The organism is Cocleimonas sp. KMM 6892 (assembly GCF_035798195.1).
GTDB lineage: Bacteria > Pseudomonadota > Gammaproteobacteria > Thiotrichales > Thiotrichaceae > Cocleimonas > Cocleimonas flava.
Map to the genome: position 1 here is coordinate 235,455 of NZ_JAPFBV010000003.1, position 18,561 is coordinate 254,015.

At 36.2% G+C, this 18,561-nt stretch carries 17 protein-coding genes; 12 read left to right on the top strand and 5 right to left on the bottom strand.

From position 1 onward, the window contains the following. Positions 1 to 313 precede the first annotated feature (313 nt). The 12 genes from OO007_RS10125 to OO007_RS10180 all read left to right on the top strand — a co-directional run bounded on the left by OO007_RS10125 (position 314) and on the right by OO007_RS10180 (position 12,831). The gene (locus OO007_RS10125) at positions 314 to 1,627 is read left to right on the top strand and encodes a ribonucleotide-diphosphate reductase subunit beta (RefSeq protein ID WP_325808699.1); all 1,314 of its coding nucleotides are present in this window, start codon (positions 314 to 316) and stop codon (positions 1,625 to 1,627) included. Positions 1,628 to 1,812: 185 nt separating this feature from the next. After that, entirely contained in the window at positions 1,813 to 2,946 is a 1,134-nt protein-coding gene (locus OO007_RS10130; RefSeq protein WP_325808700.1) for an ATP-binding protein, read from the top strand. Between the two features lie 9 nt (positions 2,947 to 2,955). Further along, positions 2,956 to 3,507: a DNA-binding protein gene (locus tag OO007_RS10135; RefSeq protein WP_325808701.1), complete on the top strand. Its 552-nt coding sequence runs from the start codon at positions 2,956 to 2,958 to the stop codon at positions 3,505 to 3,507. Positions 3,508 to 3,624: 117 nt separating this feature from the next. Then, positions 3,625 to 4,320, top strand: coding sequence for a multiubiquitin domain-containing protein (locus OO007_RS10140; protein ID WP_325808702.1), 696 nt, complete (start codon positions 3,625 to 3,627; stop codon positions 4,318 to 4,320). Beyond that, positions 4,295 to 5,470, top strand: a complete 1,176-nt coding sequence (locus tag OO007_RS10145) for a ThiF family adenylyltransferase (RefSeq protein WP_325808703.1) — start codon at positions 4,295 to 4,297, stop codon at positions 5,468 to 5,470. The genes OO007_RS10140 and OO007_RS10145 overlap by 26 nt, the downstream gene beginning before the upstream one ends. Beyond that, the gene (locus OO007_RS10150; protein ID WP_325808704.1) at positions 5,467 to 5,925 is read left to right on the top strand and encodes a DUF6527 family protein; all 459 of its coding nucleotides are present in this window, start codon (positions 5,467 to 5,469) and stop codon (positions 5,923 to 5,925) included. The genes OO007_RS10145 and OO007_RS10150 overlap by 4 nt, the downstream gene beginning before the upstream one ends. Positions 5,926 to 5,959: 34 nt before the next feature. Further along, positions 5,960 to 6,109, top strand: a complete 150-nt coding sequence (locus OO007_RS10155; protein WP_325808705.1) for a hypothetical protein — start codon at positions 5,960 to 5,962, stop codon at positions 6,107 to 6,109. Positions 6,110 to 6,703: 594 nt separating this feature from the next. After that, complete coding sequence (locus OO007_RS10160) at positions 6,704 to 6,907, top strand: DNA-binding protein (protein ID WP_325808706.1); 204 nt, start codon at positions 6,704 to 6,706, stop codon at positions 6,905 to 6,907. A gap of 172 nt (positions 6,908 to 7,079) precedes the next feature. Continuing rightward, positions 7,080 to 7,793 carry a Tn7 transposase TnsA N-terminal domain-containing protein gene (locus OO007_RS10165; RefSeq protein WP_325808707.1) on the top strand — a complete coding sequence of 238 codons (714 nt, stop codon included), beginning with the start codon at positions 7,080 to 7,082 and terminating at the stop codon, positions 7,791 to 7,793. Next, positions 7,790 to 9,727, top strand: coding sequence for a Mu transposase C-terminal domain-containing protein (locus OO007_RS10170; RefSeq protein WP_325808708.1), 1,938 nt, complete (start codon positions 7,790 to 7,792; stop codon positions 9,725 to 9,727). Before OO007_RS10165 ends, OO007_RS10170 begins: the two co-directional genes overlap by 4 nt. 4 nt (positions 9,728 to 9,731) lie before the next feature. Beyond that, positions 9,732 to 10,706: a TniB family NTP-binding protein gene (locus OO007_RS10175; RefSeq protein WP_325808709.1), complete on the top strand. Its 975-nt coding sequence runs from the start codon at positions 9,732 to 9,734 to the stop codon at positions 10,704 to 10,706. Further along, positions 10,699 to 12,831: a TniQ family protein gene (locus OO007_RS10180; RefSeq protein ID WP_325808710.1), complete on the top strand. Its 2,133-nt coding sequence runs from the start codon at positions 10,699 to 10,701 to the stop codon at positions 12,829 to 12,831. Before OO007_RS10175 ends, OO007_RS10180 begins: the two co-directional genes overlap by 8 nt. Positions 12,832 to 12,849: 18 nt before the next feature. On the opposite strand, the gene OO007_RS10185 is transcribed toward OO007_RS10180, so the two are convergent. From OO007_RS10185 to boxC, 5 genes are all read right to left on the bottom strand, one after another. Further along, the gene (locus tag OO007_RS10185; protein ID WP_325808711.1) at positions 12,850 to 13,116 is read right to left on the bottom strand and encodes a hypothetical protein; all 267 of its coding nucleotides are present in this window, start codon (positions 13,114 to 13,116) and stop codon (positions 12,850 to 12,852) included. A 562-nt stretch (positions 13,117 to 13,678) separates the two neighbouring features. Continuing rightward, on the bottom strand, positions 13,679 to 14,167 hold the full coding sequence (locus tag OO007_RS10190) for an acyl-CoA thioesterase (protein WP_325808712.1): 489 nt from the start codon (positions 14,165 to 14,167) through the stop codon (positions 13,679 to 13,681). A gap of 338 nt (positions 14,168 to 14,505) precedes the next feature. Next, positions 14,506 to 15,171, bottom strand: a complete 666-nt coding sequence (locus OO007_RS10195) for a nitroreductase (protein ID WP_325808713.1) — start codon at positions 15,169 to 15,171, stop codon at positions 14,506 to 14,508. Positions 15,172 to 15,262: 91 nt separating this feature from the next. Further along, the gene (boxB, locus tag OO007_RS10200; protein ID WP_325808714.1) at positions 15,263 to 16,726 is read right to left on the bottom strand and encodes a benzoyl-CoA 2,3-epoxidase subunit BoxB; all 1,464 of its coding nucleotides are present in this window, start codon (positions 16,724 to 16,726) and stop codon (positions 15,263 to 15,265) included. A 26-nt stretch (positions 16,727 to 16,752) separates the two neighbouring features. Continuing rightward, positions 16,753 to 18,408, bottom strand: a complete 1,656-nt coding sequence (boxC, locus tag OO007_RS10205) for a 2,3-epoxybenzoyl-CoA dihydrolase (protein ID WP_325808715.1) — start codon at positions 18,406 to 18,408, stop codon at positions 16,753 to 16,755. Positions 18,409 to 18,561: the final 153 nt, after the last annotated feature.

The following is an 18,561-nucleotide window of genomic DNA, read 5'->3' on the forward strand; positions in this document are numbered from 1 at the left end:
CATCGAAGGGAATGCTTCTCCCCTTTAATCGAGAAGCGACATTTTAACTTTACTGCATCTAAATGATGTGATTTTCGCCCATAAGCAAGGCGTCTGAGAAACCGGAGCGCAGCGTACATTGAATACGTGAGCAACGGAAATCGCAGGACTACGCAGCAGATGGGTGAAAGGCGCATTAGTTAGCTGCAATAACAACGAAGGAAGCGGTAACTTTTTATGACTAAGTCAAAATCACACCGCCCTACAAAAACAACAACATTACGGGCTAACAAAGCGCGAGCTAACAACGCACGTCAGAAACGGAGAACATATAATGCTCAATTGGGACGATCCACTAAGCACGTCGACACCAACAACGGCAGCGGTACCACCTTCAGCTGATACATTAACAGCTGACGCTCAGGCAACAGAAGTACAGGCTGAGCCACAATCACTAGCAGCATCTTATGCAACTAGCAGTGTACTAGGCGGTATGGACTTTGACGGCTCTTCACTAGAAGAAAAAGGTGTTGTGCTTCCCGGTTCAGTTGCAGAAGCGGCTGCACCATCGCCAGCTGATGCTAAATTAGCAGAACAAGCGATTGAAGGCATCGAGCGCGATCAGGTAGAAATCGCAGACTCACTTGCGCCCGTTAAAGCGAGCGACAAGCGAGTAATCAATGGCGAAGCAGACGTAAACCAGCTAGCACCGTTCAAATACCCGTGGGCGTGGGAATACTTCCTAAACGCAAACAAAAACCACTGGACGCCATTAGACATCAACATGGCGCAAGACGTACAAGACTACCAGCACAAACTAAACGATGCTGAAAAACACGTCTACGAAAACGTACTCGCCTACTTAACGACTTCAGATATTCTCGCCATGCGTAATATCGGTCTGGCCGTGATGGAAAAAATGACAGCGCCAGAGCTACAAATTTATCAGGCACGTCAGGTATACGAAGAAGCACTACACACATGGACATACCAGCACTGTATCGAAACCATCGGTCTTGACCAAAGCGAAATCTACAATCGCTACAGAGTCGTACCAGCGATCAATGGCAAAATCCAACTCGCTAACCGTCGTCTAGATTCAGTCATGCGTTCAGACATGAACCTAAAGAATCCTGACGACCTTAATGAATTTGTTATGGCATACACCTTCTTCGCAGGTATATTCGAAGGCACATGGTTCTACAACGGCTTTACACCAATCTTCTCGCTACAACGTCGTGGCTTAATGAAAGGTACATCAGAGCAGTTGCAATACATCATGCGTGACGAAGTCATGCATGCGTCATTCGGTATCCGCGTTGTAAAGCAGATCATGCTAGAAAACAACGTAACACTAGACCCAAAAGCGATACGTGAAATGTGGGATGAATCAGAAGCGGCAGAACAAGCCTACTCGCATTACATCTTAAAGAACCCAATCCTAGGCTACACAGCAGAAGACCACATCGAGCAATTCCGCTTTATTGCGAATCGTCGCGCACGCCAGCTAGGCATGGAAGAGCCTTTCCCAGGCGCACAAAATCGCTCAGCATGGTTAGACGAGCAAGCGAATATGAAGAAGGAAAAGAACTTCTTTGAAACTCGGGTTACTGAGTATCAGACTGGTGGGGCGCTTGATTGGGGTTGATTTAAAAATTTTATCGTGGAGCGACACATAAAGTGAGAATCTCGCCACATAAGGTGAGATTCTTGCGACACATTTATTGAGATAACAATTATTATTCAGTTACCATCTCGTTTAATTGAAACCATCATCTAAATAAAAATAATAGCTAAAATATTAATAAAACAATTAAGCCTGACATCCTCCATATGTTAAATGAAATAACCAAGCTTCTTACAATCAAACCTGGACTAAAAGCAAGAGAGATAGCTAAACATACTGGTTTCCTAAGATCTAAAATTAGTGTTTTCTTAAGAGAAGAAGATAATATTTTTAGTCAGTGCTCTGAACATAAATGGTCTCTAATAGACCCTACAAATATTATAAAGACTTTAGAATTAACACTATCTACATCTGGATGGATATCATCAGAGATTTTTGAAAGAAACCTCAAAAAAATTGGTTCTCCTCTCCTCCTTCAAGCGCATAATATAATCATAGTAATTCCAAAAAAAAGTAAAATCCTTTTAGAAGCAATATCAAAAACACTGGCTCTTACAAATCAACTTGCATATGAAAACAAATCAATCGCCTTAAGAATTGAAGATCCTCAAGTGTTTAGTTACCTAGATAGAGCTGGTTTTTTTCACTTACTAAATGCGAATGTAGAGGTATTTCCAGAAAGACCCAAAGACTCCAGATCAAAGAAATATATGGGTGGAAATAAAAGACTTGTTGAATTTCGTGAAATAAACCATAAATCTTCATGTGAAGAAATCACTCGCCAACTTAACAAAAATTATCTCGAGAATATAAAAAATGGTGATGAAGTTTTAATGTTTACTATTTTAGGTGAGTTAATTGGGAATGTGAATAAACATTCTGAGTCTCCAATACCAGGTTTTGCCGCTCTTCAAATTTACGATAAGAACAATCCTAGAATCCAAGCTGTCATTTCAGATAGTGGAAAAGGGATTGCAGGAACATTAGAACCTATTCTTAGCGAGAAATACCCAGAACTAGCGGCAAAATATGATTTGACTAAAAGCAAGGATAGAGCGTTTCTTGTTATTGAGGCTTTCAAAAATGGTAAAATTTCCAGAAATGGTAAAGGCGATGGATCAGGTCTTCACCGAAGTAGCGAAAGTGCTGCTAAAGTAGCTTCTAATTTTGCTAAAGATAATAGAGCTCAAATAACAGTTAGACAGGATAATTTTGAACTTACATTTAAATATTCAAGCAAGAAAATAATAGAAAACACATGTAAATTTGGTATGCCTTTGATCAGAGGAACTCATATTTGTTTTGATTTCAGCTTGACTAATGACACTTATTCTCCTTAAATTAACATCATGAAACAGAATAAAAACGTAATAAAACTTCTCGAAGTCACTGAAGAACCACGCCCTATTGGTAGCGAAGAAGGTAAAGAAGCATTTAGAAAGCTTGTGGATTATATAGATAACAATCCTACAATAAGTGTTTTTCGTATCTCTTTAGAAGGTATTGTTGCCACTGATGCTTCTTTTCCCCGTGAAAGTGTTGTATCGGTAGCAAAACATTATCGTGGCGAAAAATGGTTTTTCCTTTCAGATTTAAAGAATAGAGATTTAATTGATAATTGGAATTATGCAGCTGATGTTAAAGATCAACCTCTTGTTATTTGGAATGACAATAAATTTGAATTTATTGGTCCAAAATTAAAAGATTCAACACAGCCATTAATTTCATATATTTATGAAAGAGAGAAAGTAACTACCTCACAAGTCGCTCATGATTTGAAAATATCAGTTCAAAACGCCAGTGCAAAATTGAAAAAGTTCTTTAATCAAGGTTTTATAATTCGAACAGAAGAATCATCCGAAACAGGAGGCAAAGAGTTCGTTTATCAACCAATTAATTAATTCTGATTAATTGGATTGAATTAATCAGAATTAATGTGCTATAATTTCATTAACCACACAGAAGTGTGTTTTTTAACCAATCTGATTAATCAGATTAAATTAAACGGAAATAATTATATGCACTCTAACAACAGCCAATGTGATGAACCTTTTTCACTCACAATCATTAACCAGCAATTCAAACTTCAACAATTAACCACAACTGATTTCAAACTCACTGGTGAGCAAATAATAGAAAAAACTGGAAAACTTCAACCAGAGGAATATATTCTTTTACACATCCAGCAAGACGGAATGCTAGAAGAAATCAACCTGCGTGAATTAGTCGATATATCTACAAACGATCACAGTTTCTACCTCTTTAAAAATGACCGTACATTTAACTTAGAATTAAATGGCCGAAGATACCCTTGGGGTAGCAATACTATAAACAAACAAGCTTTACAAATGATAGGAAACATTCCTGAAAATCATAACTTATGGCTTGAGAAACGTTCAGAGGCAGATATTGAAATAAACGGTGACATCTGCGTTAATCTGGATGATTCTGGTCTTGAAAAAATCTATTCCAAACAATCATCAGTGAAAATCATCATAAATGGTAAAACCAAAACCGTAGACTCTAGTGAATTATCGTTCTCTGAACTTGTAGAACTAGCTTTTCCAAATCAACCGACAAATCCGAATACAGCTTATACAATTACCTACAAACGCGGATGCGACTGTAGCCCGGAAGGAAGTTTAGTTAAAGGCGAAAGTGTATGCATTAAAGATGGAGGAGTGTTCAATGTCACAGCTACTGATAAATCATAGCCCAGACCTCCAGCGCTTACAAAATGAAGGTTATGAAATTGAAATTACATCAGGCCATCTAATTGTTAATTCTGTTCCTTATGTTAATTCGAAAAGTGAAATAGCAATTGGAACATTGGTATCTGATCTAAGTTTAAGTGGTGATATCACCACAAGACCAGCAACTCATGTAATTCATTTTATTGGAGACCACCCTTGTGATAAGGGTGGTGCAATAATTATGGCAATAAGTCATTCTTCTGCAATAAAAAAACTTACACCAGAAATTACTACAAACCATTCTTTTTCAAATAAACCACCAACCGGGTACAAAGATTATCATGAGAAAATAACTCGTTATATTGAAATTATTAGTGCTCCTGCAAAAGCAATAGATCCTAAGATTACAGCCTGTACTTTTAAGGTAATTCAACCTAAAAATGATGATTCTCCTTTTGCTTATGAAGATACAGCCTCTAGTAGAGCTGGGATAAGTGCTCTATCAGAAAAGCTTGCTGTTAACAAAATAGCAGTCATCGGTTTAGGTGGGACAGGCTCTTATATACTGGATCTATTGGCGAAAACTCCAATCAGAGAAATTCATTTATTCGATGGTGATGAATATCAACAACACAATGCCTTTCGATCACCAGGTGCAGCAACATTAGAAAACCTTAAGAGAAAACTAAGTAAGGTAGATTATCTGAAAGAACAATATTCACACATGCATAAAGGAATTATTGCTCATCACGTGTATTTGAATGAATCGGATCTTCTGCAGTTAGTTGATTTCAATTTTATTTTTCTTTGTATCGACAATGGCTTGGCAAAAAAGCCAATCATTGAATACATGATGAAAAATAACATTCCATTTATTGACGTTGGCATGGGATTGCACTTAGTTGACAATGAATTACTAGGTACATGTCGGGTAACCAGTATTTCAAATGAAAAATCTGACCACTTAAACGATCGAATATCATTTGCGGCACCATTAGAAGACGATGCGTATAGCCAAAATATACAAATTGCTGATATGAATATGTTGAACGCAGCGATGGCAGTAATAAAGTGGAAGAAGATTTGTGGGTTCTATCAAGATATTGAGAATGAGCATAACTCGACCTATTCAACCAACGTCAATCAAATGACTAGCGATGAAACCTCATGAAGCTTAAAGCCCTAACCCATGAGTTTGTTGAGAATATCCCAGAAGTAATTGATGACGGTATTCTCTATATATCTATCCCATACACCACGGCAGTGCATTTATGCTGCTGTGGTTGTGGTTTAGAAGTAGTAACTCCGTTTTCATCTACAGATTGGGAACTAAACTTCAACGGTGATTCCGTTTCTTTATCTCCATCAATTGGAAATTGGAGCTTTCCTTGCCGCTCACATTACTGGATTACACGAAACAGTGTGAATTGGGCAAGTGACATGTCTTCAAGCAGAATCAAAGAAATACGAATGCAAGATAGAGTTGCTAAAGAAAAGCAATATGTGAAAAAGTCTCAATCCCAAAAACTTGAGATTCCAATATCTCAACCAATTCCAAAAGAAACAACCGAACAACCATCAATATTTAAGCGACTTTGGAATTCGATCAACTCTATCTGCAAATAACTTACAAAACCACATATTTTGAAGGATTAACATTATGGCTAAGAAAACAATTATAGATGCAAAAGCTAATAGCGATGGTGACATCACACATGCAGTTAGAAGAAAAGGTACAAAGACTCACTTAAGAACTAATCCAGATGGTGCCAAAGGAAATAATTTTGACAATATGGCTGGTGACAAATAAAACAAAAATGTAAAAGATGAAAAATCCAATATGTAAACGTGTAAACCCTCTTTCATTAAAAATAATGAAAATTATAGGAAGGAGTCTACTTGGTATTGTGGTTTGGAGCAGATGAAAAAGTTACAGAAAAAAAATAATGCTCATATGTGCCGGCGACCTAAAAATAGAATATCGAAAACAAAATATCTAAAGAACTAAGATGTTTTCTATTGACTTTTTTGTTCATGATTTATTTAGGATAACAAAATAGTTAATTCGAGGGATTATTTACTCATAGTCATTAGAAAAATAACAACATTAAATTAGGTAACTAAATAAAAAGATAGAAGTTCACAGAACATGTATTTCCTTACAATGTATTTACTATAAATAACCTAAGTAACCCTAAGACAAATAAAGATTTTTTTCTTAATATACCTTTCTTTTAACAGTAATTTTATTCTCATTTCTTTAAATAGACGTGTCTTATTTACCACACACAAGGTAAATAAGACACAAATATGTAAATTAATCAATAACTTAGAGAAATTAATCATTGACCTACCCCTTCACTTAATATACTTTTTAAACTTTATAAAAGCTTATTCAAATATCATGAACAAATTAAAAAAATTAAAGACAGAATTTGAACAACGTGGAGAAACAATTTCAGAATGGGCTGAACGAGAAGGTTTTGATAAAAGAAATGTATATGCCGTTATCTCAGGAAGAAGTCGTGGAATAAGAGGCGAAGCACATAAAATAGCTGTACGTCTAGGATTAAAACCAGATGTTAAAAAGCAAACGGAGGAAAAATGAAGAAATACAAATAAAAACGGGGAACGCCAGAAGGCATTCCCCGTCACCATAAATCTCTGAGAGACTCAAGGTCGCGCTTAAAAGTCTCTCAATTTCTTAAGACTTTGTCAAATAGTCCAAGGAACTAGTGTTCCTAGGAAAAGGCATAGCTGGGCTAATAAATGGAGACACCATGTCTATACATTCAAAAACTTGTTATGAATCACTCAACAAATCGTTACACGAATCACTTAGTAGCATTCCAATTAATGGAGTTTTGCAGGGAAAACGAAAACTCACAAAGGGGCTTTCAGGAAAACGAGTTGTTTTCTTTCCTAGTAAGAAAAATAAAGCACTGATGCCCTGTGAAAGCAGGTTAGAAGCAGATAACTGTCTAGATTTAGAATTTGATACATCTGTAATTTCATACCGAACCCAACCTTTCACGATAGATTTAAGCCGTAAGCAATCTTATACACCAGATTCTATCCATCTCGACAAACTTGGCAACCTTGTTGCAAGAGAAGTAAAATTCTCTGGCGCGCTTGAAAAAGAAGAGTTACGTGACAGGCTAGATTATCTTAGAAATTTATTTTCTAAACAAAATATAACATTTCAAATACTGACTGAAAAAAGTCTACAACTTCCTGCAAAAAATAGAAATTATAAATTTCTATACCGATGTTCTCATCAGAAATTTGATGAGATGCAAATTAACTCTGCTCTGGAATTATTTGACAAGCTACCTATTCCACGAAGCCTAAACGGTTTTCGCCACAAATGTAATAGATGCCATCTACCCCCCCTTATTGCCGACACACTATTGTTTCTTAGACTTCTTGACTATGATGAAAATCAGGTTCTTTCACCCAATTCCCAGATTTGGATAGCAGGAGGTGAAGCATGAGTTCATACAAGAATATTCATATCGGTGATAGATTTTCTAAATGTGGAGTTAAGTATGAGATTTCCGCAATTAATTCCAATCAAATAAGGTACATGAGTGTATCAGGTGGAAAAATACATCACCTACCTTTAGATAAGTATAGAACCTTAATAGAAGAGAAAAGTATCTCACTTATCAAACAATGTCATATCAAAGAAAAACTCCCGAGTAACATTACTGAAGAAGAGACTAAAGAACTATCCCGCAAACTCCACTATGTTAGAACAGTAATACAATTTAGTAATTTTTGGGCATCTAAACAACATGTTTTACCTTTGATCATTGAAGTATCAAAGGAAATTGAAGATAAATCACCGCCCAGCTTTTCTACTGTCGCAAGATGGATCAAAATTTATGTTAATTCTGATAGAAACCCGATGTCTCTTGCTCCTAATATAAGAAACCGTGGTAACAAAGGAAAATTATTAGATCTACGTATTGAAAAAATAATAAAAAAGCATATTCAACAAAGTTATCTCAATAAGCAAAGATTATCTGCTAGAGCAGTATATGTTTTGATCCACAATGATGTTCATAAAATGTTTGGAATTGAATATATTCCTTCAGAAAGAACTATAAACCGTAGAATTGATGAAATTGACCCTCATAAACTTAAAAAAGAAAGACATGGTAACTATGAAGCGATCAAAACATTTAAAGCAGCAGGACAAGGAACTATCGCTACTAGAATACTGGAAACCATTGAAGCAGATGGAAATATTCTAGATGTCTTGATTGTTGATGATGAAACCGGAGAGGTTATGGGCCGACCATACGGTACATGTCTCATCGACAAATACTCACGTTGCATTATTTCTTTCGTAATAACCATGATTCCTTTTTCTTCCGCTACTTTATTGAAAGCTTTAAAAATAGCAATCAGTGGAAACAATGAAAAACATGGCGGGTTATTTGAAACAATGATTGTTGATAATGGATCAGATTACATTAGTAGCTCGGTTCGTAACTTTTGCAATCATACTGGGATACGAATCGAGCACGGTGCGCCACGTGATCCTAATTCTAAACCTCATGTTGAACGTTTTTTTGGCACTCTCAACAAACAACTCGTCCATAGTTTACCTGGCACAACATTTTCTAATCCGATCGATAAAGGGGATTATAAGTCTGAAAAGTATGCTTGCCTTACGTTAGAAGACTTAAATAGATTTATCGAACAATGGCTTGAAACTATTTATCATAAAACAATACATCGTGGGCATGGTAGAGCACCAGAGATGTTATGGAGAGATAGTATTAAAGACTATCCAATCACAACGTACCCCATCGAAGACCTAGATACCATTGCAAGAGAGGTTTATCAAAGACGAATTAATAAAGGACGGGTCACTGTTCACAATCTACAATGGTTTTCACATGCACTAGCAACGCTTGAGCAAGATTATAAGAACAAAGGGATACCTGCGCAGGTAGATGTTTATGTAGATTCAATAGACCTTGGAAAAGTCTATATTCGAGACCCAAGAGAGAGCTCTGTCTTTATTCAAGCTGATTCAGTATTCCCAGACTACGCTGATGGACTCAGCCTTTATGAGCACAAGATAATAAAGGAAAAGCTAAAAGAAAAAGGTAAAGAAGATCAAGCTTCTTATGGTGAACAATATTTAGAAGTTACTCGTTGGAAATTATATGAAGATATTGGTTCTCATCGAAAGGAATATTCTAGAAAACAGATTGCACGAATAAAGGATACCAATAAAAAGCTTAAGGAGGCAAAACTCCTCAAAACCAAGATTGAGCAACTCAAAACTATAAATAATCTAAATAAGATCTCAGAGCCAGATCAGAATTCTCATATACAATCTAAGCTTACAGTTAATTCGAATAAGAATGGCTCTGATGATACTGACTCTTTTACATTTGAGAGATTTTAAGGTCATGTTGAGTAGAGAAATCATTTTCAGAGTCAACACAGTTGACTCTGGATTTATTCCGCATACCTCGATAAAAAGTGCCATAAATGGAATTGAAAAGAGTATTTTAATATCAGAAGGCTCTGAAGAACCTGTAAATGTACTTTTAACAGGGCATGCGGGTACTGGAAAGACAACAGCATGTAATGCTGTTGTCTCTAAACATAAAAGAAGCTTTGAAGTTCGAAATAATTGTGAAGTCACAATCATTCCTGCTTTCTATTCACTAATTCCTAGTCCAGTAACAACAAAAGGAGTTGCTTCTGCCCTTCTTCGGTCTTTAGGAGATAGTAATCCGACTAGAGGAACTTCGCTGGAGTTAACATATAGACTCGAAGAGTTATTACGTAGATGTGAAACAAAAGTCATCATACTCGATGAGTTACAGCATCTTTTGAAGCATGATAGCTACGGCAATAATCACAATGTTAAAGACTGGCTTAAATCTATAATCAATGAATTTAAAGTTCCAATAGTAATTGTTGGAACCCCTGAGTGCATTGATATCATAAATACTGACAGCCAATTAGCTCGACGGTTTACCAACCGGTTTAATCTCAACAATCTGGAATTCGGAAATGAAAGGAAAGGAGATTTTAGAAAATTTGTTGAGCAATTAGCTTTAACATTTACTCATGAATTAAAACTACAAAGTGTCCCTGACTTCAAGAATCGACAAAATAGTTTAATCATTTATGCAGCCACAGGTGGGAACCCTGCAGATACTACAAGACTATTTAAAACCGCAGCCTTAAATGCACTAGAAGAAAAAAAGGAAATGCTAGAACTGATCGATTTCGAATTAGCTTATAGTGAGTTGGTATTACCAAACTCTCTAAGTTTAGGTTCGGTAAAAAAAAGAATTAATCCATTTATTCTAAATCCAGAAGAGTTAGACACTGTTGTTATCAACAGTATCAAGGCAGGTAATAGTGGATAGAAGGTTATTACACCTTCCCATTCCGTATGATGATGAGTCACCTGGCAGCCTTTTACTTCGAACAACTGAATACAATGGATGGAAATCTTCTTCTGCTTTACTTACAACACTAAAATATCAGTATTCAAATAGGTCAGCATTAAACCTTGAAAGTATTTTCTGTGATAAAGAAAAATGGATCAACTTATGGAAATTATACAACAAGCAAAATAATGCGTATTTATGCAACTGTTACTGGAGAAGTGGAATATCCAAAAGATCTAACGTAGCTTTTATGAAAGTAGTCATACCCTGGAAAATGCTACGTTTAAAGGCACCAGCTATCTGCCCTAAATGTATCAGTGAATCACACTACCAAAAGCGTATTTGGGATTTTAAATTAATAACAACATGTTCAAAGCATAGCGTTAAATTAATCAATTCATGCCCAAGTTGTAAAAAGGTAATAGGATGGAATCGAAAAAAAATATCGTTCTGTGATTGCAGTTACAACTTAGAAGATAGTCCAACAGAAACTATTGATAACGAGGGAACAGCATGTATCGAGCATTTCCTAGAAAATAAAGACTGCAGTAACATTTCACTACTTTGCCAATATGCAGAAATCTACAAAGAATTTCTAAAGCTACTAGATGAGCCTATCGATGATCATTTAATTGCAACTATGTCAGCTTTTTCAGCCGAAAATAATAAATATATGCAAGAAACCCTGTATTTTTATATTAAGAAATATATCAAGTCTCATGCCCTTCATCCAAGAGTTACACTTGGCCCATTCCTTCTCTCTAAAAACAAAATAATATTAAGTAACGTAAATAAAATACTTGAAAGTTTGAAAAGACACGAAGTTCCTACAAAAAGTTCTACACCTAGAGGAAGTATACATATAACAATGGCTTCAGCCATCCTAGGAGCAACTGATCATGCAACCAAAACAATTTTCCATAAAGACAGATACAGTGAAAAGATTGACGGAAAAATCCTTCCCTCAAGAATAACTTTAGAAACAATTAATAATTTTTTAAATAAGCTTACATTAGGTGGTGAAAAAGAAACTTCGGATCTTTTAACTAGTTTTCCCAGAGGCTTTAATGAAAAGATATACGATGTTATCCCTAAATTTCTATCAGGAGAAACAAAGTATTCTGTTGATCAATTAACCTCTAGAGGAATAATGGGAATATCACTGATAAGAAGACCAGTGAAAGAACGGCTTGAAGAAAATAGTACGTATTTTTCAATTTTGGAAACGGCTCAAATATGTAATGTACACTATGAAAATATTCGTTTTGCAATTAAATGTGGAGTATTAAATCGAGTAGATTGTAGAAAAACTAAAGGTACACAGATTTTTATTGAAAAAAAAGAAGCCTATGAATTTAATCAGTTATACGTTTTCTCTGGCGCTCTTGCCTTGAAACATGTGTGTAACTCTAGGACACTAGCAGAAAAGCTCATAGCAAGCGGAATAAGGCCGGTTTCAGGCCCTAAAATTGATGGTGGACTAACCTATTTGTTTCGTAGAGAGGAAATTAACCGTATAAACCTTAAGAAAGTTGATGCACTTAGAAAGTATCCCACCAACACAGGACGTAAAAGTAAAACAAACAGTTCAAATGTTGATTACTCGATATCATTAGCATCTGCAGCTAATATGCTAGATATTAGTACCCAGAAAGCCTCACAATTAATTCAAAAAGGGTGCCTAATTGAATACGAAGACAAATATCGAAGGAAGTCAGTTACGTACGAATCATTTCATCGTATTTTTGATATCTTAAGTAACCCAAACTCAAAAACTCTTTTTGCTGCAGCTCAAGCACTTAATCAAACAGAAAGAGAATTCACATTACGTTACATCAGTACAAAACTTGTAAAATCAATACAGACAGGTAGAGGCCTCTATCTTTCTGAAAAAGAATTTAACAAAGCAAAAAGTTTTAATGAGCTATGCATAACCTCAAAAGAAGCGGGAAAGCTACTTGAAGTGAATAGCTCATATTTAAACAATTTGAAAAGAACCAACAAAATAAAACCAGTTAAGAAACTAAGTCTTGGATCACGTAAAATTTCTTTCTATAGTCGGAGTGAAATAGTTGCTTTAAAAAAACGATTAACCCGATAGGTTAGTTGTATTAAATATTTATCCTCTACTTTTTTGAGCAGATACTCTTTCTTTTTTCTGTTTGGCTGTTGCTTGAATCAAATAACAATAATCGTAATCGTTATACTTGTTAAAAGAAGCTTTTATAAAGTAGTTATTACAAGCTTTTCTAATCGATTTCAAAGCCCCCATACATGTTGTTGCATTATATTCTTCAAGAAACAATGATTCAGTTTCAAAATCATAGTAATTGGTTAGATTAGTATTACTAGACTCAATATATTGATTAATTGTGAGATAAAACATTTGTTTATGTTATTACTTCGCAGTGTTTAAAGTTAAGTATAGATCTTAATTGAGAGAATATTTTAATAAAATATTAATACTTGTGGTTATGCTAATAAATCGATTAAATATTAACTCAAGTTAGATCTGTATTTTCAATAAACTCTTATTGCAGACTTTTTAAAAATTCACTGAAACAATGCATTCAAATTAATTTATTGTAAAAACAAACCTTACTGTGATTAAGGACGATGTGTCATTCTATGAATCATTATAAGATGACGAAAATACTGTAAATAGCTTTTGTTGTAGTAATTTTGATAGTCATGTGATGAAAAACGTCAAACCATTCTGAATTTTTTCCAATGCTCAACATTTGATGACCCGCCCTCATACAAACCAAAAATGGTTGTTTATTCTGAGTTCAAACAGCGATGGGATTATGTTGACCCTTCATTAACGTATAGTTCCAGAGGCCTTAATATAGAGAAAGAATACATATTTAAAATAATTAACCAATGCTATGCGCATAATTTAGACTTATGTGAATTTATATTGAATAAAATCTAGCAGTTAACCCGAGCTAAGTTTTCTGACTTTGTAATGGCGCAATGATTTCATATTCAATCATTTTAGTTCTAACTTCACATGGAATCTCTTTACTCTGATTCTGCTCAAAATCAAACCAGACTTGTGTTGTTCGCGAAGTACTTACTGGTTTTGTGTTTTCTCCGACAAATATCGCTGAATCAAAAGAAAAGCTACTTTTACCTATACGGCTCACGCGTGCCCCAATAATCATCTCTGCGGGATAATGTAACTGTTCTAAGTAAGAAATCCCCATATCTGCCGTTATCACTCCAACTGGCATTTTACTCACAAATTGCAAACCTAATAACTGTTCAAAATATGCAACTCTCGTAGACTCATAATAACGAGCATACATGACATTATTTATATGACCCAACGTATCAGCATCTCCCCAGCGTGTTTTTTCTTTAAAGAAAAAACGAAAATCACACTGTTCCATTTGCCGATGATCATCTAAGAATTTACTGTTGAGTTGTTCCATTATAATTTCTCTGTTTTTACGAAGATTATTTTTTGCCTTGATTTTTATGTCTGTTGTTCAATAAATAAAACATGGTGGTTGTAACTAAAAGACCTTGATACACTGTTTATATGAGTGAAGTATGTTTGATTTACAGGCAACCCTTCCTAGATTGCTAATTGCTAACATACTGCTTTTTGATAGACTACCTAAGGACTGCACTTATAATTCGTTGATAGTGATTGAGTGAACTGAGGGAGAAGAATAAGTACTTATGAGGGTATATCTAAATATGAGATTTCCTTGCATCTATCTATATTTCTTGAAGAATTTAATACACCGTTATTGATCGTTGTTATTTACTCAACAAACAAAGTAAAGACTTCCACATCCTCACGTGGAGTACGATATTGATTTACAGCAGCGTCCTGATTCTCATACCCTAGTGCCATACCACAAATAAGCACTTTATCATTATCAAAACCAAGAAACTCGCGGATTATGTCGGAATAGTCGCACAATGCGGCCTGAGCACAGGTAGCAAGTCCTTGCTCCACAGCAGCCAACATTAGCGACTGCATAAACATTCCGTAATCAATGTAGGACCCAGTTTCCATTTCCTTATCCATGAAAAACAGCAGTAATACTGGAGCATCAAAAGAATGGTAATTTGCAATCCACTGCATCATACGACGTTGTTTGTCATCCTGGGTAATATTCAGGGATTGATAAAGCTGAAGACCACAATCTTTTCGTCTACCTTTATAAGGTTCCTTCCAGATAACCGGATAATAAATATAGTCCTGTTGAATCGGAGTATTTTTACGGAAAGCTGTTTCCAATTTTTGTTGGAGGTGATTCTTCTTCTCATCCGTCAAAACTACAACCTGCCAAGGCTGAATGTTACTCCCGGAAGGAGCCAAGCGTGCAGCATTCAGCAATGATATAATTTGTTCTCTTTCGACAGGTTTATCAATATAACCACGTACAGACTTCCGAGCTTTCAACGTATCAAGAATATTCATAGATTTCTTTAAATTTCATTCGTAAAAAAGCCCTGCCAACTCTAGGCAGAGCTTCCAATCAAATAATCACAAGCTTCAACAACTTGTCAGATCAATGCAACTTAACGTATTCATAGTCTTCAGGTTGTTGGTTGATTCCTACACGAGGCGGAGCGATCCAGTTGGCGTATTGACCCTTTTCCTTACAAGGAATCATTAATGACTTGATGTATGCGTCATCTTCATCGGTACACAACCAATCGTCACGTTTTGCACTCCACTCTTCTTCTGTGACGACTTGCCCATCAGGTGTTATGAAGTCTTCTGCAAAGACTCCCACTTTACGCGAGAAGCCTTTGAATGGAAGTTCGAAAGTAAAATCAAAACCCGCTTTTTCAATTGCCTTATTCCAGCGCTTAAGTCCGCCCGCTGCGTCTTTGTGATATTCATCTAATAAACGTGAATTAATCGAGCTGTGTGCTGTTTCTTCTACATCTACTAATTTTCCATCAACAACTTGACTTACTGGGTATGTATCATCATTTAATTGGTGATCGTCATCAATCTTAGTTTCGTTGTAGCGACCTTTGATTCCTGCAATAAATGCTGCGGCTCCGTTAGTTGATACTTCTGCACCAAACAAATCGGAAGTTACGGATACGTGGAAATTAATTTTCTTCTGAAGTGTTGGCAAGTCGATAACACCTAAAGCACGAACAGCTTCAACATCATTTGGATCGGTAATGCCTGCTTCTGTCATTGCTTCACAAGTTCGTTGGATCACACGACCGATGCCAGTTTCACCTACAAACATATGATGAGCTTCTTCAGTTAACATGAAACGACAACTGCGTGCTAATGGATCAAAACCTGATTGGGCTAAAGATTCCAACTGCATTTTTCCATCACGATCAGTAAAGTAGGTAAACATAAAGAACGTTAGCCAATCACCTGTTTCTTCATTAAACGCCCCCAAAATACGTGGTTTATCTTCGTGAGCAGAACGACGCTCAAGTAATGTTTCTGCTTCTTCACGGCCATCGCGACCAAAGTATTTTACAAGCAAGTAAACCATTGCCCATAAATGACGACCTTCTTCTACATTAATTTGGAACAAATTACGCATATCGTAAAGCGATGGAGCCGTGGCACTTAACAGACGTTGTTGCTCAACTGACGCAGGCTCAGTATCACCTTGTATCACGATTAAACGACGTAATAATGCACGATACTCTCCTGGAACTTCTTGCCATACTGGCTCACCTTTGTGTTTACCAAATGGGATAGTTCGACCTTCTTCTTTAGGTGCAAGTAAAATACCCCAACGGTACTCAGGCATTTTTACGTGACCGAATTGCGCCCATCCTTTTGGATCAACACCTACAGCTGTTCGTAAATAAACATCAAAATCCTTTGTCTGGTCTGGGCCTGCATCATTCCACCAGTCTATATATTTAGGCTGCCATTTTTCTAGTGCTTTCTTTAATTGAGCATCAGTTGCTAAATCAACATTATTAGGAATTAACTCGTCGTAGTTTACTTGTACCACTACATCATTTGCTGTTTCATTACTCATTTTTATTACCTCAATTCAATATAGTCTTATACACGATTCATGTCATATTCTGCTCGAACTCCAGTGCCATATAATTTTAATGCGCCACCTTCTCCGACTGCATTCGGCCGTTGGAAAATCCAATTCTGCCAAGCTGTCAATCGACCAAATATTTTAGTTTCCATGGTTTCTGGTCCAGCGAAACGAAGATTCGCTTCCATGCCTGTTAAACAATCAGGTGAGAAACTAGCACGTTCTTCCAATACCACACGTAATTCATCATTCCAGTCGAATGAATCTATGACGTAAGTGACTAGACCCAGTGAATCACAAGCTTCTACATTTAGATCTTGACCTACTTTTGCTTTGCACTTCGTCACCTGCTCTGGAGTACCCAAGAATCGAGTCTCTAAACGAGTAATACCATTCGACATATTGAATGCACCGAAATTAGATTCAGTAAGACGAATTCTAGGAGCTGGACGCTCATCTCCTTCCATAGGATCTTCTAACATATAGCTACGATCAACTGAGAACAATAGCTCAGCTAACATGCCAGCAAAACAACTACCCTGCTCGATAAAAGCAAAAGTTGTACGAGAAGTTAAATCAATACGCTTCAGAGTGCGTCTCCAGTACAAAGACACTTCACGCATAAACCAGTTGTTACCATTTTTCTGAATAAAGTCATCATAGAATTCAACCGTATTTAATTCACCTTCTGTTTTGAAAATGATCGTACCAATATCTGTTTCGTTAGTGCGTAAGTGTAGGATTGCATCATCAAGTTGACGACATAAGGCTAGCGGCCAGAACTCAGCCCCAAGTGTTACAGCTTCGTCAATCGTTAAACCAGACTCAGTTGACTCTGCTGGTGACTTTAACATGACAGTTGCCGCGCGAAGTTTTCTATCAATTGAGATATTAACAAAGTCATAAGTCACTGTATCACTCACAAACTCACGATTTAATTCAGTGAAAATAACACCTTTTTCATCATCTGGACGATCTGAAGCTGTCGTGAATTCTACTGCTCTATCTTTAACAGCCTGTTCAAATTTTGATCCTGGAATAACTTCATCAACTAAGCGCCAATCAACTGCTCTTGGCCCACGAACACCTTCTTCAATTGAACAGAATACGTCTGCGTGATCTCGGCGAACTTTACGTTTATCAGATACTCGTGTTAAACCACCTGTGCCAGGTAATACGGCTAATAACGGAACTTCAGGAAGTGATACTGCTGAGTTACCATCATCAGCAAGCATAATGTAATCTGTAGCAAGTGCTAATTCATAACCACCACCCGCTGCTACTCCTTTTACCGCACATAAATAACGCTGCTTAGAAAACTCACTAGCATCTTCTATAGAATTACGAGTTTCATTTGTAAATTTGCAGAAATTAACTTTATGGGCATGAGAAGACACCCCTAACATTTTAATATTGGCCCCTGCGCAGAAAATTTTGTCATTTCCTGATGCGAAAATTACTGTTTTAACTTCAGGATGCTCAAAACGTAATCGTTGAACCGCATCATATAGTTCTATATCAACACCTAAATCATATGAGTTCAGCTTTAGTTCATAGCCTTCTGCCAACGTTTCATTTGGATTTACATCCATTTCTAACCGTGCAACTGAACCGTCAAAAGATAAATTCCAATGTTTGTAGTGTGCTGGGTTTGTTTGAAAATTAATCACTATATAAATCTCCTAACTATTAAATTATATGAGTGAGCTCCATGAGCTCATGGATGCAATATAGTGCATTTATTATTCATTAACAAGCATTTTAGTGCATTTTTTTGATTGAGAGCAGTATTCCTTATAAACCTTTAGGAATTAAATACAAAA